Source organism: Brevundimonas sp. ALps5 (assembly GCF_058681645.1).
On record NZ_CM178744.1, the window covers coordinates 2,485,420 to 2,504,655 of the forward strand.

Annotated in this window: 22 protein-coding genes; 12 read left to right on the forward strand and 10 right to left on the reverse strand. The window is 68.7% G+C overall.

Annotated elements, in window-relative coordinates:
• The first annotated feature begins 97 nt into the window (after window positions 1-97).
• The gene (locus ACW172_RS12025) at window positions 98-2,578 is read left to right on the forward strand and encodes a helicase-related protein (protein WP_492031678.1); all 2,481 of its coding nucleotides are present in this window, start codon (window positions 98-100) and stop codon (window positions 2,576-2,578) included.
• Between the two features lie 3 nt (window positions 2,579-2,581).
• Here ACW172_RS12025 and ACW172_RS12030 read toward each other — a convergent pair whose 3' ends face one another.
• Both ACW172_RS12030 and ACW172_RS12035 read right to left on the reverse strand, forming a co-directional pair.
• Window positions 2,582-3,199: a hypothetical protein gene (locus ACW172_RS12030; protein ID WP_492031679.1), complete on the reverse strand. Its 618-nt coding sequence runs from the start codon at window positions 3,197-3,199 to the stop codon at window positions 2,582-2,584.
• The gene (locus ACW172_RS12035) at window positions 3,196-3,501 is read right to left on the reverse strand and encodes a PadR family transcriptional regulator (RefSeq protein ID WP_492031680.1); all 306 of its coding nucleotides are present in this window, start codon (window positions 3,499-3,501) and stop codon (window positions 3,196-3,198) included. The genes ACW172_RS12030 and ACW172_RS12035 overlap by 4 nt, the downstream gene beginning before the upstream one ends.
• Window positions 3,502-3,632: 131 nt before the next feature.
• On the opposite strand from ACW172_RS12035, the gene ACW172_RS12040 reads away from it, so the two are divergent.
• The 3 genes from ACW172_RS12040 (at window position 3,633) to ACW172_RS12050 (ending at window position 5,280) form a co-directional block, all read left to right on the forward strand.
• Window positions 3,633-3,932: an RNA-binding S4 domain-containing protein gene (locus ACW172_RS12040; RefSeq protein WP_492031681.1), complete on the forward strand. Its 300-nt coding sequence runs from the start codon at window positions 3,633-3,635 to the stop codon at window positions 3,930-3,932.
• Between the two features lie 134 nt (window positions 3,933-4,066).
• Complete coding sequence (gene fdxA, locus ACW172_RS12045; protein WP_207868559.1) at window positions 4,067-4,408, forward strand: ferredoxin FdxA; 342 nt, start codon at window positions 4,067-4,069, stop codon at window positions 4,406-4,408.
• 314 nt (window positions 4,409-4,722) lie between these two features.
• The gene (locus ACW172_RS12050; RefSeq protein WP_492031682.1) at window positions 4,723-5,280 is read left to right on the forward strand and encodes a CarD family transcriptional regulator; all 558 of its coding nucleotides are present in this window, start codon (window positions 4,723-4,725) and stop codon (window positions 5,278-5,280) included.
• Window positions 5,281-5,334: 54 nt separating this feature from the next.
• On the opposite strand, the gene ACW172_RS12055 is transcribed toward ACW172_RS12050, so the two are convergent.
• The 3 genes from ACW172_RS12055 to ACW172_RS12065 all read right to left on the reverse strand — a co-directional run bounded on the left by ACW172_RS12055 (window position 5,335) and on the right by ACW172_RS12065 (window position 8,299).
• A complete protein-coding gene (locus ACW172_RS12055; RefSeq protein ID WP_492031683.1) occupies window positions 5,335-6,528 on the reverse strand; it encodes a glycosyltransferase in 1,194 nt (397 codons plus the stop codon).
• Between the two features lie 261 nt (window positions 6,529-6,789).
• Window positions 6,790-7,734 (reverse strand): DUF808 domain-containing protein, encoded by a 945-nt coding sequence (locus tag ACW172_RS12060; RefSeq protein WP_492031684.1) that lies wholly within the window; start codon window positions 7,732-7,734, stop codon window positions 6,790-6,792.
• Between the two features lie 97 nt (window positions 7,735-7,831).
• Window positions 7,832-8,299 carry a DUF3617 domain-containing protein gene (locus ACW172_RS12065; protein WP_492031685.1) on the reverse strand — a complete coding sequence of 156 codons (468 nt, stop codon included), beginning with the start codon at window positions 8,297-8,299 and terminating at the stop codon, window positions 7,832-7,834.
• Between the two features lie 240 nt (window positions 8,300-8,539).
• Here ACW172_RS12065 and rpmB point away from each other — a divergent pair, with 240 nt between their 5' ends.
• Complete coding sequence (gene rpmB, locus ACW172_RS12070) at window positions 8,540-8,836, forward strand: 50S ribosomal protein L28 (protein WP_492031686.1); 297 nt, start codon at window positions 8,540-8,542, stop codon at window positions 8,834-8,836.
• 61 nt (window positions 8,837-8,897) lie between these two features.
• Here rpmB and ACW172_RS12075 read toward each other — a convergent pair whose 3' ends face one another.
• Window positions 8,898-9,317 (reverse strand): DUF983 domain-containing protein, encoded by a 420-nt coding sequence (locus ACW172_RS12075; RefSeq protein ID WP_492031687.1) that lies wholly within the window; start codon window positions 9,315-9,317, stop codon window positions 8,898-8,900.
• 194 nt (window positions 9,318-9,511) lie between these two features.
• Between ACW172_RS12075 and ACW172_RS12080 the strand changes: the two genes are divergently transcribed.
• Window positions 9,512-12,355 (forward strand): tetratricopeptide repeat protein, encoded by a 2,844-nt coding sequence (locus tag ACW172_RS12080; protein ID WP_492031688.1) that lies wholly within the window; start codon window positions 9,512-9,514, stop codon window positions 12,353-12,355.
• Between the two features lie 48 nt (window positions 12,356-12,403).
• Here the strand turns inward: ACW172_RS12080 and ACW172_RS12085 are convergent, their stop codons facing one another.
• The 3 genes from ACW172_RS12085 to ACW172_RS12095 all read right to left on the reverse strand — a co-directional run bounded on the left by ACW172_RS12085 (window position 12,404) and on the right by ACW172_RS12095 (window position 13,983).
• Window positions 12,404-12,682, reverse strand: a complete 279-nt coding sequence (locus tag ACW172_RS12085; RefSeq protein WP_207868550.1) for an HU family DNA-binding protein — start codon at window positions 12,680-12,682, stop codon at window positions 12,404-12,406.
• A gap of 111 nt (window positions 12,683-12,793) precedes the next feature.
• Window positions 12,794-13,621, reverse strand: coding sequence for a flagellar type III secretion system pore protein FliP (fliP, locus tag ACW172_RS12090; protein WP_492031689.1), 828 nt, complete (start codon window positions 13,619-13,621; stop codon window positions 12,794-12,796).
• Window positions 13,618-13,983 (reverse strand): FliO/MopB family protein, encoded by a 366-nt coding sequence (locus tag ACW172_RS12095; RefSeq protein ID WP_492031690.1) that lies wholly within the window; start codon window positions 13,981-13,983, stop codon window positions 13,618-13,620. Before ACW172_RS12095 ends, fliP begins: the two co-directional genes overlap by 4 nt.
• Before the next feature lie 143 nt (window positions 13,984-14,126).
• Between ACW172_RS12095 and flgB the strand changes: the two genes are divergently transcribed.
• The 6 genes from flgB (at window position 14,127) to ACW172_RS12125 (ending at window position 17,104) form a co-directional block, all read left to right on the forward strand.
• A complete protein-coding gene (flgB, locus tag ACW172_RS12100; protein WP_492031691.1) occupies window positions 14,127-14,540 on the forward strand; it encodes a flagellar basal body rod protein FlgB in 414 nt (137 codons plus the stop codon).
• Window positions 14,541-14,560: 20 nt separating this feature from the next.
• On the forward strand, window positions 14,561-14,980 hold the full coding sequence (gene flgC, locus ACW172_RS12105) for a flagellar basal body rod protein FlgC (protein WP_492031692.1): 420 nt from the start codon (window positions 14,561-14,563) through the stop codon (window positions 14,978-14,980).
• A gap of 10 nt (window positions 14,981-14,990) precedes the next feature.
• Window positions 14,991-15,290 (forward strand): flagellar hook-basal body complex protein FliE, encoded by a 300-nt coding sequence (fliE, locus tag ACW172_RS12110; RefSeq protein WP_492031693.1) that lies wholly within the window; start codon window positions 14,991-14,993, stop codon window positions 15,288-15,290.
• A gap of 18 nt (window positions 15,291-15,308) precedes the next feature.
• Window positions 15,309-16,160: a 3-deoxy-8-phosphooctulonate synthase gene (kdsA, locus tag ACW172_RS12115; RefSeq protein ID WP_492031694.1), complete on the forward strand. Its 852-nt coding sequence runs from the start codon at window positions 15,309-15,311 to the stop codon at window positions 16,158-16,160.
• Between the two features lie 61 nt (window positions 16,161-16,221).
• Window positions 16,222-16,602 (forward strand): VOC family protein, encoded by a 381-nt coding sequence (locus tag ACW172_RS12120; RefSeq protein ID WP_492031695.1) that lies wholly within the window; start codon window positions 16,222-16,224, stop codon window positions 16,600-16,602.
• 85 nt (window positions 16,603-16,687) lie between these two features.
• Complete coding sequence (locus ACW172_RS12125; protein ID WP_492031696.1) at window positions 16,688-17,104, forward strand: response regulator; 417 nt, start codon at window positions 16,688-16,690, stop codon at window positions 17,102-17,104.
• Between the two features lie 11 nt (window positions 17,105-17,115).
• Here ACW172_RS12125 and ACW172_RS12130 read toward each other — a convergent pair whose 3' ends face one another.
• Window positions 17,116-19,143: an ATP-binding protein gene (locus ACW172_RS12130; RefSeq protein WP_492031697.1), complete on the reverse strand. Its 2,028-nt coding sequence runs from the start codon at window positions 19,141-19,143 to the stop codon at window positions 17,116-17,118.
• Window positions 19,144-19,236 lie beyond the last annotated feature (93 nt).

The window sequence follows — 19,236 nt, forward strand, 5'->3', positions numbered from 1 at the left end:
CCGAGGCCGGTCTAACGGGCGAGGCGGGCAAAGTGTTGCTCCGAAGCGCTCGGCGTCGCTTGAGCAACCGAAACAGAATCGCCACCTTATGCAGGTCATGAGCGATCGCCCCACCGGCCTTGGCCCCTCCCGCGTCGTCGCGGTGCTGGGCCCGACCAACACCGGCAAGACCCACCTCGCGGTCGAACGGATGCTGGGCCACGCCTCGGGCATGATCGGCCTGCCGCTGCGGCTGCTGGCGCGCGAGATCTATGAGCGGATCGTCAAACTGCGCGGCGCCTCGGCCGTGGCCCTGATCACCGGCGAGGAAAAGATCATCCCGACGCGGCCCCACTATTGGGTCTGTACCGTCGAGGCCATGCCGCTGGAGCGCGAGGTCGAGTTCCTGGCGATCGACGAGATCCAGCTGGTGGCCGACCCCGAGCGGGGCCATGTCTTCACCAGCCGGATGCTGCACGCCCGCGGCAAGTTCGAGACCATGTTCCTGGGCGCCGGGACGATGGCGCCCCTGATGCGGCGGCTGATCCCGGATCTGGAGATCGTCACCCGCGAGCGGCTGTCGCATCTGACCTACGCCGGCTCCAAGAAGCTGACCCGGTTGCCGCGCCGGTCGGCCATCGTCGCCTTCAGCACGGATCAGGTCTACGCCATCGCCGAGCTGATCCGGCGGCAGCGCGGCGGGGCGGCGGTCGTGATGGGCTCGCTGAGCCCGCGCACCCGCAACGCCCAGGTGGCCCTGTTCCAGTCGGGCGAGGTGGACTTCCTGGTCGCGACCGACGCCATCGGCATGGGGCTGAACATGGACGTCGACCATGTGGCCTTCGCCGGCATGCGCAAGTTCGACGGTCGCCGGACGCGCTGGCTGCACGCCCATGAGATCGCCCAGATCGCCGGTCGGGCGGGGCGACACGTGCGCGACGGCACCTTCGGGGTGACGGGCGAGTGCGAGGAGTTGGATGAGGATCTGGTCGAGCAGGTGGTGTCGCACCAGTTCGATCCGGTGCAGGCGGCGGAGTGGAGGAACGCCCGGCTGGATTTCGACACCCTGCCGGACCTGCTGCGGTCGCTGACGAAGACGCCGGAGCGCGCCGGGCTGAAACTGACCGCCCAGTCCCTGGACGAGACCCTGTTGCGGCGGGCCATGCAGGACGAGGACATCAAGCGCATCAGCCGGTCGCGCGGGACGATCATGCGCCTGTGGGAATGTTGCCAGCTGCCGGACTTCCAGAAGACCACCCTGGACGAGCATATGCGGCTGTCGCGCGATATCTTCCAGGCCCTGACCGGAAAACGCGGTCGGCTGACCGACGACTGGATGGCGCCGCGCTTCGCCGAGCTGGATCGCGACGACGGCCAGATCGACCAGCTGTCGGCGCGGCTGTCGGGCGTGCGGACGCTGTCCTATATCGCCGCCCGACCCGACTGGCTGGATCAGGCCAAGGGCTGGCGCGAGAAGACGCGGGCGCTGGAGGACCGGCTGTCCGACGTCCTGCACGAACGGCTGACGGCGCGGTTCGTCGACCGCAAGACCACGGCCCTGATGCGGTCGCTGAACGACCGGGCCGGGACGCTGGCGGCGGTCGCGGACGACGGAGTCGTGACCGTGGACGGGGAGGCCGTCGGCCATCTGGAGGGCGTCAGCTTCGCCGGTCAGACCGGCGGGTCGCTGTTGGCCGACAGGACGCTGAAGGCCGCGGCCCTGCGCGCCGTGGGGCCGGAGATCACGCGGCGGCTGGGACGGCTGGCGGCCGATCCGGATGAGGCCTTCACGGTGACGCCGGAGGGCGAGGTGCTGTGGTCGGGCGCGCTGGCGGCGAAGATCGTCAATGCCGAACCGTTCAGCCCGCGCGTGCGACTGATCGGTGATCTGGGCCCGCAGGCGGCGCGCGACCGGGCGCAGCGGCGCATTGAGGCCTGGCTGGCGACGGAGGCAGGCCGGGCGCTGCGCGATCTGAAGCGGCTGAAGCAGGCGGTGGAGAGCGGGGGCTTGAAGGGCCTGCCGCGCGGCATCGCCTTCCGTTTGTTGGAGGCCGGCGGGATCATCGACCGGCGCGACGTCGAACGCGATCTGGCGGCGCTGAGCCAGGTCGAGCGGCGCACGATCAAGACCTTCGCCATCAGGGTGGGCGTCCATTCGGTCTGGCTGCCGGGCGTGCTGAAGGCGCGCGGGCGGGTGATGGCCCAGGCCTTCGCCGCGGGCGAACCTTTCCGGGCGTCGGGCGAGGGGCTGGCCCTGCTGCCGCTTCCGGGGCCGTCCGTGCGCGCGCTTTCGGCGTTCGGGCGACGGGCGGTGGGGCGGTGGTCGGCGCCGGTCGAGCTGCTGGAGAAGCTGGCCGAGGCCAAGCAGGCGGCCGGCAAGGGCAATATCCCCGACGCGACCCTGACCGAACTGGGCCTGAAGGCGGGGGAGGCGGGGGCGCTTCTGGCGGCGCTGAAGACCACCCGCGCCCAGCAGCCGGACCGGCCGGGCAAGCCGGTGGTCATCAAGGATTCGCCCTTTGCCAAACTGGCCGAGCTGACTGCGGCGCCCCAGCCTGCGCGGCGCAAGCGGCCGAGACGGAAGAAGGCGGCGAACTAAGGCTCAGACGGCGGGGGTTCGACGGGCGGGCGAGAGGCGGGACGCGCCCCAGCCCAGCGCCGCGCCGAGCGCGCTGGGCCACATTTCCTGCGCGATGAACAGGAACGGGAAGAGGATGCTGGGCAGGGCCGGGTGATTGCCGACGGTCGTCCATGGATCGGCCAGCGCCTGGCTGAGAATGAGCAGGAAGAACTGCGGCATGGCCCCCATTGCAAAGGCGAAGGGGAAGAATGCGCCCGTCCAGGCGGCGCGCCGGGGCCAGAGCAGGGCGACGCCGAAGCAGAGACCGGCCTGCAGCAGGGGCGTGGTAACGGCCATGAAGGGCATCCACGACAGGCCGCGTGGCGTCAGGGTGTCGACGAGGGCGAAGAAGATCTGGCCGTTGATCCAGCTGCCCGCGAGGATGAGGGCGGCGAGGGTGAGACCGAACGGGGCCTCGGCCCGTATCCGCCAGCCAAGCACGTTGGCGAGGCAGCCCGTGGCCCACGCCAATGAACCGGGACCGTCCTGAAGCGCCTCGAACTCCTGACGCATCGCCAGCGACCATTCCGTGCGCGAGGCGGGGGTCAGGACGGCGGCGAGGGCCATCAGAGGGCGGGCGATCAGGGCCTGAAACGTCATGCGAGCGATTCCTTCGGCGAGAGGGCGGGGCGGGCGGCGGTCGCGGCGCGCAGGGCGGCCTTGCCGGCGGCGGTGATCCGGTAGGCGTGGCGCGGCGGACGGCCCGGAATGCCCGGCTCCAGCCACTGGCTTTCCAGCATGCCGCGCTCGGCCAGGCGGATCAGGATCGGATAGAGGCTGCCCGACTTCAGCCCGGTCGCGGCGGCGATCTCGAGTCCGTACAGCCAGGACTGGGGGTTCAGGGCGAGCGCCGCAAGGACGGTCGCGGTCTGGACGGAAAGGCGTCGGCCGGAGGCGGTCATGGCTATAACTCTACATATGTAGAGTTTTTCGTCAAGCGGCCGGGAACGGCGATTTTCGAGCCTCGGCGTCTTGTGCTCGCGACGGGAAGGCGCAGGTTTGGACGCAGGCAATGAAAGGATGATCGCCCCGCATGAACGAGAGCTCTGTCCGCGTCGATGTCTGGCTGTGGCGGGCGCGGTTCGCCAAGTCGCGGTCGATCGCGGCGGATCTGGTCGAGCGGGGCGCGGTGCGGCTGACCCATCAGGGGCGGCAGACGCGGCTCGACAAGCCCAGCCGTCTGGTCCACCCGGGCGATGAGATCACCTTCGCCATCGATGGCCGGGTGCGGGCGGTGCGCGTGGAGGCGCTGGGCGAGCGGCGCGGACCGCCGGCCGAGGCCCGCGCCCTCTATGTCGATCTGGGCGAGCCGCAGGCGGAGGGGGCCGCCTGATCCGGTCACGGCCGGTGCGACAAGAAAGCCATGCTGTCGGGCGTCGATAGAACCGCTGAGTTGACACCCCCGGCCGCCGGGGCCATGTCCCCGAACCGCCCTCTCTTAACCGCCTGACGTGATCTCCGCCCGCCATGACCTACATCGTCACCGACGCCTGCGTGAAATGTAAGTTCATGGACTGCGTCGAGGTCTGCCCCGTCGACTGCTTCTATGAGGGCGAGAACTTCCTGGTCATCGCGCCGGACGAATGCATCGACTGCGGCGTCTGCGAGCCGGAATGCCCGATCGACGCGATCAAGCCGGACACCGAGGACGAGCCCGACGGCAAGTGGCTGCAGATCAACGCGTCCTACGCCAAGGTCTGGCCGAACATCACCGTGAAGGGCACGCCGCCCGCCGACCGCGAGGAGTGGGAGCGGGTCGAGAACAAGTTCGAGAACCATTTCAGTCCGAACCCCGGCAAGGGTTCCTGATCGAACCTTTGGCCTATCGTCGCAATGCGGTCACAATGGACCCCTTCGTACCATAGGCCGAGGGGACGTTTTGAAATTGCCTCGTTTTGTGATATGTTCCTTCACATTGGATCGGGCGGTCTGCAGTTTCACTGCGCCGCCCGAGTTTGCGACAGAATCCCGCCCATGAAGGCGGGGTCGGCCAGAGGTTTGGTGATCCGTTTCTGCATTTGACGCTTTGATAGTCCCCCCGACGGCCCTCGCCGGCGGTGGGAAACCTGTTTGCGTCACACGCCTGCGCTTCGCCGGTCCCCTGCGTCCGGGAAAGGAATGACATGACGAACAAGAGCGGTCTGGAATTCAAGGTTGGCGACGCGGTCGTCTATCCGGCGCACGGCGTCGGCAAGGTCGTGGCCATCGAGACCCAGGAAGTCGCCGGCATGTCGCTGGAAGTCTATGTCGTGACCTTCGACCACGAGAAGATGACCCTGCGCGTCCCGACCAAGAAGGCCAAGACCGCCGGCCTGCGCTCGCTGGCCGCCGACGACGTCGTCACCAAGGCCCTGACCACCCTCAAGGGCCGCGCCCGCATCAAGCGCACCATGTGGTCGCGCCGCGCGCAGGAGTATGAAGCCAAGATCAACTCGGGCGACCTGATCTCGATCGCCGAAGTGGTTCGTGACCTGCACCGCGCCGACACCCAGCCGGAACAGTCGTACTCGGAGCGCCAGCTCTATGAATCGGCCCTGGACCGGATGGCCCGTGAAGTCGCCGCCGCCAACCGCATCGACAAGGACGCCGCCGTCGAGCTGCTGTCCAAGTCGCTGAGCGCCAAGAAGGCCGCCGCCCCCGTCGCCGCCGATGCGGACGCCGAGGAAGCCGAAGCCGCCTGATCCGTTCGCGGAACCGCAAGACTGAAAAGCCCGGGAGCGATCCCGGGCTTTTTGCTATCCGGCGGCGCGCTGGCCAGTGCGCCGGATGACCTCGATAAGCGCGGGGCCGACCGCGCGAATGTCGAAGCTCCGCTCGAACAGAACCTTGCCGCGCTCGCCCATCTCGCGCCGCTCCGGGGGCGGGGTGGCGATCCAGTCCTGGATCAGGGCGATGGCGCCTTCCAGGGTGTCGGGAGCGACCAGCCCGGCCTTCGCCTGATCGACCTCGCGCCAGATGTTGACCTTGTCGCTGATCAGGACCGGCAAGCCGCAGGCCAGGGCCTCGGCGACCACGACCCCGAAATTCTCCTGGTGCGAGGTCAGTGCGAAGGCCTCGGCGCCGCGGAAGGCGCCCCATTTGGCGTCGCCGGTCAGCATGCCGGTCCAGTGGATGTGTTTGGCGACGCCCAGCCGTTCCGCCAGATGCTTGAGCGACTGGAGCAGTACGGGCGATCCCGGACCGGCCATGACCAGCTGCAGGTCAGGATCGCCGACGCCGGCCCGGTTCCTGGCGCGGGCGAAGGCCTCGATAAGGAGATCGCAGCCCTTCTTCTCGTGGATGCGGCTCAGATAGAGCAGATACGGTCGATCCTTGAGCCCGGGCGCGGCCGCCTTGAAGGCCGCGGTCTGGTCCGGCGTCGCCGGCGGCGGGGCCGAGGCGCCGTATCCGACGACGGTCTCGCGGTAGGGATGGTCCAGGAACTGGCCGCGCGCCAGCAGCCGTTCCTCTTCGGTGGTGAACAGGACGCTGGTCGCCCCCGCCATCAGCCGACCCTCGCCCACTGTCCAGAACAGCTGTTTGGCGGCATGCTTGAGCGGATAGGTGCGCCGGAACCAGGGATCCATCATCCCGTGGGTGAAGACATAGTAGGGGACGGGCCCGCCCGGCAGGACCCGTGAGGCGCCGAAGGCGGCGTAGTTCCACAGGCCGTTGACGATGACGGCGTCGTATCGCTCCAGATTCTCTCGCAGCCAGGGCGCCAGCAGAGGCGAATAGCGCCAGTGACGCAGCAGGGGCGGATACGCTCCGGTCCCGCCAAGGGCGTGGACGGTCAGGGGCGTGGTCTCGAGCCAGGGATCGCCGGGATGGTCAAGGCAGACGACCTCGCAAACGCAGGCGTCGCGCGTCGCCTCGGCCTGTCTCAGAATCCCCTCGACCGGGCCGCCGTCGGCAGGGTTCATCGAGGCGATGACGTGCAGGAGCTTCACCCAGGCGTTCCTCAGGGACTGCGTCCCGGTCAGCCACGAGCTATCGCCGGGATCCAGCGGCGCTGATCCCCCGATCGACTACCCCCACCCCCGGTTTTGAAGAGCCGACCACGCTCACCGGGCGCCGGACCGTCGCGAGGCTTTTTTCCCGCCCGTCATACGATCCCGCACAAAGAAGACGACACCGATGGCGCCTCACATCAAGGCGGGAAGCGGGAAATGTGGCTTTTCTGGCGGGCTGTGGCGTCGCCTGTCGTGCGACTAGTGTTTCGCGCCCGGCTTCAGGCGCAGCGCCTGGTGCAGGACGAAGGCGATGATGCCGCCGACCACGGCGCCGATCAGGGCCGAAATCAGGGCGGTGACCAGCCAGCCGGCGAGGGCGCCGATGGGGCCGAGGGCCGAGGCCACGGCGTGGGACAGGTGTTCCACCGGCACGGCGGGCCAGTGGAGGCCCAGGGTGTGGGAGCCGTGCAGCAGGATGCCGCCCCCGACCCAGAGCATGGCGAAGGTGCCGATGGTGGACAGGGCGCTCATCACCACGGGCATGGCCTTGACCATCCCCCGCCCGAAAGCCCGGACGCCCTTGCTCTCGCGCTGGGCCAGATGCAGGCCGACGTCGTCCATCTTCACGATCAGCCCGACCGCGCCATAGACGACCACGGTCATGATCAGGCCGACGATGATCAGGACGCCTGCCTGGGTCAGGAGCGGTTCGCTCGAGACGTCGGACAGGGCGATGGTCATGATCTCGGCCGACAGGATCAGGTCGGTGCGCACCGCGCCCGATACGGTGGCCTTCTCCAGCGCGGCGGGATCGTCATGGGCCGGGCCGTCGTCCTCGTGACCGCCCGCGCCGAACATCTCCATCAGCTTCTCGGCGCCCTCGAAACAGAGGTAGGCGCCGCCGCACATCAGGATGGGAGTGATGAGCCAGGGGGCGAAGGCGGTCAGCAGCAGAGCGACCGGCAGGATGACCAGCAGCTTGTTGCGGATCGAACCCACGGCGATCTTGCCGATGATCGGCAGCTCGCGGGCCGGGGACAGGCCGACGACGTAGCGGGGGGTGACGGCGGTGTCGTCGATGACCACGCCCGCCGCCTTGGTCGAGGCCTTGCCGGCGGCGGCGCCCATGTCGTCGACCGAGGCCGCGGCCAGTTTGGCGATGCCCGCCACGTCGTCGAGCAGGGCGATGAGTCCGGAGGGCATGGGCGCGCTTCAGGTTCGAGGAGGGGAGACCCTCGGGCCTAGAGCAGGATTCCCGCCTTGTCGATGTGTCGGCAGGCTGACTGGGGCGGGCCGCCGATCAGAAGTACTCGGCGTTGGCCGGGCACTGGGCGCTGAGGCGACGGGCGGTGATGCTGGCGGGGATGTAGGGGGTGCCGCGCAGCAGCTGGGCGCCGCCGTTGAAGCGGAAGCTCTCGGGCTGATAGGTGCCGCGCAGGCGCACATTGAAGCGACGACCCTTCTTGTCCTGACAGGTCCCTTCGAAGTGGGCGTTGCCGCCCCCGACCTCGCGCACCGGATAGGTGCAGGCGTAGCGGCGGGTCGAGATGCCGCCGAAGAAGCGGGAGATGTCCTGCGGGCGCACGCATTTGGTCTCGGTGTTGCGGTCGCCGACGGCGCTGGTGGTGTATTCCCAATAGCCTGGCAGGACGGGCTGGGCGGGGGCGGGGGTCTGGGCGTGCAGGTCGCGCGTCGGCGAGGCCAGCAGAATCGCACCCGCAAGGGCGGGAGCGGCGACGGCGGCGATACGGATAGCGAGCGTGTTCATCTCTTGAAGGTCCCGGTCAGCGGCTTTCGCTGTTATGCCTTCACTATATGGCGGCTTTTGAACGGCGGCTGAACAGGAGGTTTCAGTCAGGCGGAGACTCGGTTTCCCGGCCTTAATGTCTTGACGTCGCGCCCGCCGTTCCTCTATACGGCCCCCTCTCGCGCAGGAGCCCGTCTCTTGCGCGTCCTCATTTCATGCGCTCGCCGCGTTTCGGCGGGCGACCACCTCAAGGATCAGACGATGTCTCGTCGTTGCGAACTCACCGGTATCGGCCCGATGGTCGGCCACAACGTGAGCCACTCGAATGTGAAGACCAAGCGCCGCTTCCTGCCGTCGCTGAAGAAGGTCAAGCTGGCTTCGGAAGCCCTGGGCCAGACCTTCACCCTGCGGATCTCGAACGCCGCCCTGCGCACCCTGGACTACAAGGGCGGCCTGGACGCCTACATCGTCAAGGCCGGCGACGAGCAGCTGTCGATCGCGGCCCAGCGCATCAAGCGTCAGGTCAAGTCCAAGCTGGCCGAGCAAGCCGCCGCCTGATTTCGGCGACGACCTGAAAGATCAAAGGGCCGGTGCGAAAGCACCGGCCCTTTTGCTTTGGCTAGCGCCAAGGCGAACCTTCGCCGTGTTTGCCGATGCTCTTCCATTCGGGCGGGGCGGCCTTGTGGACGTATTGCTCCGAGACCAGCCAGCCCTTGAAGGGCCGGAGAGTCCCCAGGCACATCAGGGCGATCAGGGGGAAGGTGACCGCGAAATGCACCCAGACCGGCGGGTGGACGGTGAACTCGAAGGCCATGAAGGCGATCATCCCGAACACGCCGACGCCGGACATGACGAAGAAGGCCGGGCCGTCGGCCGGATCGGCGAAGCCGTAGTCGAGGCCACAGACCGGGCAGCTGTCGCGAATCGTCAGATAGCCCTTGAGCAAAGGCCCCTGTCCGCAGCGCGGGCAACGACACCGGATGCCGGTGCTCAGGGTGTTGAGCGGCGGATATTCGGGCGTGGGGGTCGGGTCTGACATGGCGTCTTCCTTTGGCCCGATGTCGGCGCGCGGGCGGTCCGGCGCAAGGCGGCGTCCTGTCCTTGGACGATTTGTCCAACCGTGGTTCTACGGGGTTTGGCAAACGCCGTATTAACCGCGTTGAAAGGCCCCGCGCGCGAGTGTGCGCGTCAATGGTTGGGCCGTCCTCGAGAAAATCGATCGCGAGGACCTCCGTGGCGCTGGGCGCCGTGGGGGCGGTCGTGCTCGCCCCTATCATGACCGCCGCCGCGCCGGCGATCGCGCAGGAGGCGTCGAGCGCGCTCGAGCCCCTGACCATCCGCCTGGGCACCACCCGTCCGGGCCAGACCCAGAACTTCACCCGCGTCGAGTTCGCCGGGGTCATCGGCTCCCGGTCGCGCGTCCGCCGTGAGGGCGACGCCGTCATCGTTCGTATCGGCACGACCGCCGCCCCGGACATCGGCCTGCTGCGCAACAGCCTGCCGCCGGGTGTGACCAAGGTCGAGACGCGGTCCGTCACCGGCGGCTCCGAACTGATCCTGCGGCTGGCCGGGGGCGCGGACGCCCGTTCGGGCGTCGCCGACGGGGCCGTCTGGCTGAATCTCTATCCGTCCGGCGCGCGCCCCGAGGCCGAGCCCGGGGCCGTGTCCAACGCCGTGCCCGCCAACGGCGTCGTGCCGGTCACGACGACGGCCGAGGCCGATCGGGTCGTCCTGAACTTCCAGTGGGCCGCGCCGGTCGGGGCCGCCGTCTTCCGCCGCGACGACGCGGTCTGGATCGTCTTCGACACCGCCGCCAAGATGGGCCTGCCCAAGGGGGCCAAGATGGGGCCCGCCGGCGAGGCGCGCTGGGCCCAGGGGCCGGGCTACACCGCCATCCGCATCCCGGCCGCGGAAAACCTGCCGGTCTCGGCCAGCGGACAGGGCACGAGCTGGAGCGTGACCATCGGCGGCGTCCCGACCGGCCCGGCACAGGCCGTCGACGTCGATCGCGACGACAGCGAGCGCACCGCCCTGGTCGCACGCATGGCCGGGGCCACCAAGGCTATCTGGCTGACCGATCCCATGGTCGGAGACCGCTTCGCCGCCGTCACGGCCCTGGCCCCCGGCAAGGGCTTCGGCGGCCGCCGTCAGACCGTCGACGTCACCCTTCTGCCGACCGCCCAGGGTCTGGCGGTCGAGACCGCCACCGACGACCTGACCATCACGCCTTCGGGGGATCTGGTCACGGTGACGCGGCCGCAGGGCCTGACCATGTCGGCGCCGTCCGAGGCCTTCCTCGACGCCGCACCCGAGGCCGCGCATCTGCCGCGCAAGGCGGCCTATCCGGCGATGATCCTGGCCGACTGGGCCGATGTCGGCGAGGAGGGCTTCGCGGCCCGCTATCGCGAGCTTCAGGAGGGCGCCGAGCAGGAGACCGGTCAGGTCACCGACGATCCGCGCACTCCGATCGAGCACCGCTTGGCCTTCGCCCGCTTCCTGATCGCCTCGGGCCTGGGCTATGAGGCCATCGGCGTGCTCAACGCCATGATCGCCAAGACGCCGAGCCTGCAGGGCGAGCCCGAGGTGCGCGGCCTGCGCGGCGCCGCGCGCGCCTCCATCGGCCGCTTCGACGAGGCCGAGGCCGACTTTGCCTCGGGCGCCCTGGCCGGCGATCCCTCGACCAGGGTCTGGCAGGGCTATGTGGCAACCCAGCGCGGCGACTGGACGGGGGCGCGGCTGGCCTTCACCGCCGGCGCCGCGGTCATCGACCAGTTTCCCAATGACTGGAAGGCCAAGTTCGGCGCGGCCCACGCCCTGGCGGCGCTGGAGCTGGGGGACCTGTCCTCGGCCAAGGCGCTGCTGGCCTTCAGTTTCAGCCAGCGCGCCCCGGCGGCGGACCAGTTGGTCGCCCGCCTGGTGCAGGCTCGTCTGTTCGACCTGGAGGGGCAGAGCGATACGGCCCTGGCCGTCTATACCGCCGTCGCCCGCGCGCCCCTGGACGGCATCGCGACCCCGGCCAAGCTGGGCGTGGTCAAGATCTCCCTGGCCAAGGGGCTGATGACGCCCGACGCCGCCGCGACCCAGCTGGAGCAGCTGAAGTGGCGCTGGCGCGGCGACGCGACCGAACTGGCCGTGATCCGGACCCTGGGCGACATCTATCTGAAGCAGGGCCGCTATCGCGAGGCGCTGGAGGTGCTGCGCACCGCCGGCAAGCGGATGAGCGACCTGCCGGGCGCGCGCGAGATTCAGGACGACCTGTCCAACAGCTTCCGCGCCCTGTTCCTGCAGGGCGCCGCCGACGGGTTGCAGCCGGTGCAGGCCCTGGCCCTGTTCTACGACTTCCGCGACCTGACCCCGATCGGCGCCGACGGCGACGAGATGGTGCGGCGTCTGGCGCGCCGCCTGATCGACGTCGACCTGCTGGACCAGGCCGCCGAACTGCTCAAGCATCAGGTCGACGAGCGTCTGGACGGGGTGGCCAAGGCCCAGGTCGCGACGGATCTGGCCACTGTCTATCTGATGGACCGTCAGCCGGAGAAGGCGCTGCAGGCCCTGTGGAGCTCGCGCACGACCCTTCTGCCCACCGCCATGGCCGCCGAGCGCCGGGCGCTGGAGGCTCGGGCCATGATGGATCTGGGCCGTTACGACCATGCGCTGGAGCTGCTGGAGGGCGACACCACGCCCGACGGGCTGGACGTCCGGGCCGAGGTCTACTGGAAGCAGCAGGACTGGGCCGGAGCGGCGAAGATCTATGAGCAGCGGCTGGGCGACCGTTTCAAGGACGTGGCGACCCCGTTGAGCGCGGCCGACGAGAGCCGGGTGATCCGCGCGGGCGTGGGCTATTCTCTGGGCCACGACCTGCCGGCCCTGACGCGGCTGTCGAAGAACTATGTGCCGTTCGCCGCCAAGGCCCGGTCGGCGGCGGCGATGCGCATCGCCCTGTCGGGCTTCGACGGCATGGAAGGGGCGGTCCAGACCAGCGACTTCGGCAGCCTGACCGCCGGCGCCGACACCTTCGCCGGGTGGGTCCAGACGATGAAGTCGGACTTCAGAAAGCAAACGGGCGGGAACGGCTGACCGCTCCCGCCCGCAATTCCGCGCCGCGATGCGGCGTGGAGATCGGTCTTACTTGTTGACCGCGTCCTTCAGGGGCTTGGAGACCCGGAAGCGGACAGCCTTGGAGGCGGCGATCTTGATGGTCGCGCCCGTGGCCGGGTTGCGGCCTTCGCGCTCGGCGCGGGCGGCGGTGTCGAAGACGCCCAGGTTCGAGATGCGGACGTCGCCGCCGGCGGTCAGCGACGAATGGATGTTCTTGACGATCGCTTCCAGCACGCGGCCGGCGTCGGCCTGCGAAACACCGGCGTCCTTGGCGACAGCGGCGATCAGTTCAGCTTGAGTGGTCATGTGGTCGTTTCCATAAACTCGCCCGATTCCGGACGATGACCGGGGGATCAACACGCTTTTGGGGCGGCTTGGCAAGCGCCGTTGACGCGCAAACGCCCTGACAGCGGGGGTTTACCCCCCGACAGTATGTCGGGTGAAGCTCTCCACGAGGCTTCCGGCGACCAGTCTCCAGCCGTCCACGAGCACGAAAAAGATGAGCTTGAACGGCAGGGAAATCACTACCGGAGGGAGCATCATCATCCCCATGGACATGAGCACGCTGGAGACCACCAGATCGATCACAAGGAACGGAACGAAAAGGAGAAATCCGATTTCGAAGGCCTTCTTCAATTCGCTGATCATGAAGGCCGGAGTGACCACGCGCAGGGGCAGGTCGGCCATCTCCGTATTGGGCTCCACCTTGCTCAGTCGGGTGAACAGGGAAAGGTCCCCGCGGTCGACCTGGGCAAGCATGAAGTTTTTCACAGGTTCCGACGCCGCATCAAACGCTTGAGGCAGCTCCATCTGCTGATCGAGCAGGGGGCGGATGCCCGAATCATAGGCGTCCTGCCAGGTCGGAGCCATGACGATGGCGCTCAGAAACAGGGCCAGAGAGACCAGAACCGCGTTCGGCGGCGACTGCTGCATGCCCAGCGCGGTGCGCAGCAGCGACAGGACCACGATGATCCGCACGAAGCTGGTCGTCATGATCACGATGGACGGCGCCAGCGACAGGACGGTCATCAGACCGACCAGCTGGACGACGCGCTCGGTCAGGCCGGCGCCGGTGCCCAGGTCGACGTTGATCGAGGAGCCGGTGCTCGCCGCCGCCGCCGCGTCCTGGGCGAAGGCGGCCAAAGGCCAGATCAGGCACAGCAGGGTGGTGACCAGCGACAGCAGGGCCGCGCGCTTCAGCTCGGCGCGGGTCGGGACGGTGAAGATCGAGGAAGCCAGCTTCACTTCGGGCCTCCCTTGTTCAGGGCGGAGAGGTTCAGGCGGGCGAAGGGGCGAGGGGCTTGAGCCGAGACGAGCTCCGGTTCGGACTCGACGGCGCGCGGCGCGGGCTGGCGCGGCTCGATCAGTTCGCGGCCCTCGCCCAGCAGGATCAGCCGCTCCTCGTCATCGACCCGGACCAGAACCAGCCGCCGGGCCGGATCCAGCACCAGGGTCTCCATGACCTGAAGCCGGCGTTCGCCGCGCTCGGCGCCCAGCTTCGCCATGAGCTGGGGCGCATAGCGGCGCGCAGCCCAGGCGCAGAGTCCGATCAGGCCCAGCACGAAGGCCAGGCCGAAGATGGCGCGGGCGAGATCGAGGAAATTCATGCGGGCGACGGTTCCGGGGCCGCGGGAACGCGCGGCCGGTCGACGCGGACTCTTTAACCATCGTGGTTAACGAGCCGTTGAAATAACGCCCTGTTAACCATGCAGGCGGCATTTTCTGCCTATCCGATCAGGAGACCGCCCCGATGGGCTTCACCGATGTTCCGCTGCTGGGCCAGATCAAGGGCCGCCTGAACTGGCTCGACGAGCGCCAGCGCGTGGTCGCGCAGAACATCGCCAACTCCTCGACGCCCGGCTTCGTCGCCCGCGACCTGCAGCAGCCGGCCAACGCCGACTTCGCCGCCGCCATGCGGGCGGGCGGGGGGCTGCAGATGGCGCGGACCAATGCGGCCCACATCGCACCGGCCCAGCCGAACGTGGCGCGCTTCTCGTCCCAGGCCTCGCCCGATTCCGAGACGACGCTGGACGGCAATTCGGTCGTGCTGGAAGAGCAGATGCTCAAGATGTCCGAGAGCCGCATGGCCTATGACGCCGCGATCGGCCTGTATCAGAAGTCCATGTCCATGCTGCGCATGGCCGCCAAGAAGCCCGGCGGCTGAGACAGGACGAGGAATAGCCCATGCCCGATCCGGTTCCGCCCCGTAACACCGCCATGGCCGTGGCCTCGAGCGGGCTTCGCGCCCAGCAGTCGCGCATGCGGGTCATCGCCGAAAACATCGCCAACGCCCAGTCGACGTCCGAGACGCCGGGCGGCAACCCCTATCGCCGCCAGATTCCGGTCTTCGAGGCGCGCAACGTCGACGGCGCGACCGGGGTGGTGCTGGCCGAGGTCCGGCCGGACCAGAGCGATTTCCGCATGGACTATGACCCCTCGCACCCGGCGGCCGACGCCAACGGCTATGTGAAGCGGCCCAATGTCGACACCCTGGTCGAGGCCATGGACATGCGCGAGGCTCAGCGCGCCTACGAAGCCAATCTGAACGTCATCGAGACGGCGCGGTCGATGGACAGCCGCACCCTCGACATCCTGAAGCGATAGGAGCTAGCCGATGAATCCCTTGGCGGCGGCGAAGGCCTATGCGGCGGTGCAGGGCGGCGGAATGCCTACGGGCGGAGCGGCGGCGCCCTCCGCGCCCGGCTTCGGCGAGATGCTGCAGAACGTCATGGGCGACATGACCAAACAGACCCGGGCCGCCGAGACCCAGATGACCGGCGCCATCCAGGGGCAGGGAAACATGATCGACGTGGTCACCTCGGTGTCCAGCGCCGAGGCCTCTCTGGAAACCGTCATCGCCGTTCGCGACCAGGTGATTCAGGCCTATCAGGAAATAATGCGCATGCCGATCTGACGGCCTATATAGGCCGCCATGTCCGTGATTCATCTCAAACGCTGGAACCTCGCCCTCGGGGCCGGCCAACCGCTCGTCGTCATCGCCGGCGTCAATGTGCTCGAAAACCTCGACATGGCCCTGGCCGTCGGGCGCGAGCTGAAGGCCAACTGTGAGGACCTGGGCCTGCCCTATGTCTTCAAGGCCAGCTTCGACAAGGCCAACCGGTCGTCGATCACCTCCTACCGCGGCCCCGGGATCGACGAGGGGCTGAAGCAGCTGGAGATCATCAAGGCCGAGCTGAACGTGCCGATCTGCACGGACATCCACGAGGTCGATCAGGCCGAGCGCATCGCCGCTGTCGCCGAACTGGTCCAGATCCCCGCCTTCCTGTGTCGCCAGACCGATCTGGTCGTCGCCGCAGCCCGGGCCACGGCCGCCGCCGGCGGCTGGATGCACGTCAAGAAGGGTCAGTTCCTGGCCCCGTGGGACAGCGCCAACATCATCAAGAAGGCCCGCGAGGCCGCGCCCGAACTCGACATCGTCATGTGCGAGCGCGGTGTGTCCTTCGGCTATAACAACCTTGTCGTCGACATGCTGGGCATCGGCCAGATGCAGAAGCTGGGTGTGCCGGTGACTATCGACGCCACCCACGCCGTCCAGCTGCCGGGCGCCGATCCGCGCACCAGCGGCGGTTCGACCGGCGGGCGCCGCGAGGGCGTCTCGATCATCGCCAAGGCGGCCGTCGCCGCCGGCGCCGACGGCGTCTTCCTGGAGTTCCACCCGGATCCGGACAAGGCCCTGTGCGACGGGCCGAGCTGTCTGCCCCTGACGGCCTCCCACGGCCTGCTCAAGACCCTGAAGACGATCCACGAGGCCGTTCAGGCCTGATCGGCCGGCGGAACCTGATCACCGCTCCGGACGCTGGCTCTTCCGAAACAGGGAGATCGCCATGCTGAAGGACAAGGCCTCGTCGGCCATCGTCGCGGTGAAGGATCTGACGCGGGCGCGGGCCTTCTATGAGACGACGCTCGGGCTGGAGGTCGACCGGGAAGAAGGCGATCAGGTCGTGATGTTCCGGACCGGGGCGACCCGGCTGGGCGTCTATGTCTCCGAATTCGCGGGCAGCAACCAGGCCAACGCCGTGGTCTGGGGCGTGGGCGACGATCTGGAAGCCATCGTCGCGGATCTGGCGGCGAAGGGCGTGGTGTTCGAACACTACGACATGCCGGACGTCGCCTTCTCGGGCGGCATCCACCACGCGGGTGACTTCCGCATGGTCTGGCTCAAGGACCCGGACGGCAACATCCTGCACCTCAACAGCGGTACTTAAGGCCGGGTTGCGCCGGTCGGCGAACGGCCGCACGCTGGCTACGCGCCCGACGCCTCCCCGGGGCGCTCTCCATTCGAGCCTCGCCGTGACCCAGCAGATTCTGATCGCCGAAGACCAGACCGATGTTCGCGACTTTCTCTCGGCGGTCCTGACCGGCGCCGGCTATGAGATCGTCGAGGCGGCGGACGGGGCGGCGGTGCTGACGCGGCTGGCCTACGCCCCGCCGGCCCTGGTGCTGATGGATCTTCACATGCCGGTCATGGACGGGCTGGAGGCCCTGCGTCGGGTCAAGTCGGTCGAGGCCTGGGCCGATGTCCCGGTGCTGTTCCTGACCGCCTCCGACCTGACGGAGGACATCGTCACGGCCCGGCGGCTGGGCGCGCGCGGCTATCTGGTCAAGCCGATCCGGGCGGCGACCCTGCTGGCCAGGGTCCGGGCCGTGCTGGACGACCCGGGCCTGCTGTGGCTCGACGATATGACCCAGGCCCGCGCCGGAGGTTAGGCCGCCGTAGTCTAGGCCGCCGACTTCATCGCCGCGCCGTAGAGGGCGCGGGTGACCGTCCGCAGGAAGTCGGCCGCGACGAGCGGCTTGGCCACCACGCCCGCGAAGCCCGAGGCCATCAGCAGCGGCGCGTCGCCGTCGCCGTCGGCCGTATAGGCGAGGATCGGGGTGTCCTTGGCCGAGGGGATGTCGGCGCGCACCGCCTTCAGGGCCTCGCGGCCGTCCAGACGCGGCATGCGCAGATCCATCAGGACCAGGTCGAAGGTTTCGGCGGCCAGACGTTCGACCGCCTCGGCGCCGTCCACGACCTCGACCACTTCGGCGCCCAGCCCGCTCAGGAACAGGCGCGCCAGTTCACGATTGGCCGGATGGTCGTCGGCGACCAGGACGCGCGTGCCGGACAGGGCCGAGACAGGGGTGACGGAAACGGGAGCGGCGATCTCGAGCGCGGCGCTGGCGGCCGGGGCCTCGATCTCGAACCAGAAGCGGCTGCCGCGGCCCTCGATGCTGTCGGCGCCCACGGTTCCGCCCATGGCCTCGCACAGGCCCTTGCAGATGGCCAGGCCCAGGCCCGTGCCGCCCGCGCCACGCGTGGCCGAGCCGTCGATCTGGGAGAAGCGCTGGAACAGCAGGTCCAGCTTTTCGGCGGGGATGCCGGCGCCTGTGTCGGCGACCGAGACGCCCAGCCGTTCCGTGCGCGGATCCCAGGCGGCGACGACCTTGACCGATCCGGCCGCCGTGAACTTCACCGCATTGCCGATCAGGTTGAGCAGGATCTGGCGCACCCGGTCCGGGTCGATCATCAGGTTCGGAACCAGGGCCGAGGAAACCGAGCCCATGCGGAATTCCAGCTGCAGATCCTTGGCCCCTGCCTGGGGTGCGAACAGTTCCAGCGTCGAACGGCACAGGTCTTCCAGATCGCTCGGCTCGGGCCGGATGGCGACCTGGCCGGCCTCCAGCTTTGAGAAGTCCAGGATGTCATTGACGGTGCAGAGCAGGGCGCGGCCGGCGTTGTCGATGCGGCGGACGTAGTCGCGCATCTGGGGCGACAGGTCGGGTTGGCCGGCGGCCAGGTCGGTGAAGCCGACAATGCTGGTCAGGGGCGTGCGCAGCTCGTGGCTCATATTGGCCAGGAACTCGGATTTGACCGCGGCGGCCTGTTCGGCGGCGACGATGGCGGCGCGCTGATCGGTCACGTCCTGGAAGACGCCGAACAGGCTGACCGGGCGACCGTCGTGGTCGAACTGGCAGTCGCCCTTGGCCAGGACGCGGCGCTTCTCGCCGTCCGGCCGGTTCAGGCCCAGCTCCAGATGGAAGGGACCCTTGCCCAGGGTGGAGGCCTCGATGGCGGCGGTCAGGATTTGCTGGTCGTCGGCGTCATAGAGGTGGATCGACCGCCCCAGCATCGGCTTGAAGGTCGCGCGGTCCAGGCCGCAGATAGCGTAGACCTCGTCCGACCAGACGAGCGCGCCGGTCTTCAGATCGCATTTCCAGTGGCCGACGCCGCTCATGGCCTCAGCCATATACAGAACCTGTTCGCGTTCCTTCAGCAGGTGTTCGGCTCGCAGCCGCTCCAGCTCGGCGACGGCCAGGTCGGCGAGGCCCCGCAGGTCGGCCAGGGCCTGGTCCGACGGGCGACGGCGCGGCACGGTGTCGATGACGCACAGGGCGCCCAGGTTGAACCCGTCCGAGGTGGTCAGGGCCGCCCCCGCATAGAAGCGGATGTGCGGATCGCCGGTGACCAGGGCGTTGTCCCTGAAGCGGGGATCGGCGGCGGCGTCCTCGACCACCATGATGCCGCGCGGCGGGCGCTGGATGGTCACGGCGCAGAAGGCGTCCTCGCGCGAGGTCGAGCAGACGTCGAGGCCCGTGCGGGCGGCCAGCCACTGGGTGTCCTCGTCGATCAGGGTCACGGCCGTGATCGGGCATTCGAACAGGCGTGCCGCGAGGCGCGCGGCGGAGTCCAGCACCGGATTTGCGGGGGCGCCCACCACATTGAAGGTGCGCAGTTCGGCGAGGCGTTCGATTTCGGTAGGCATGGCGCGCGCTCGGGGGAACGGATGAGACTGGTCCCATCCTGCCCGCGATTGGTTTACGCGCCAGCTACTTTTCGCCTCCGTACAGTCCGTAAA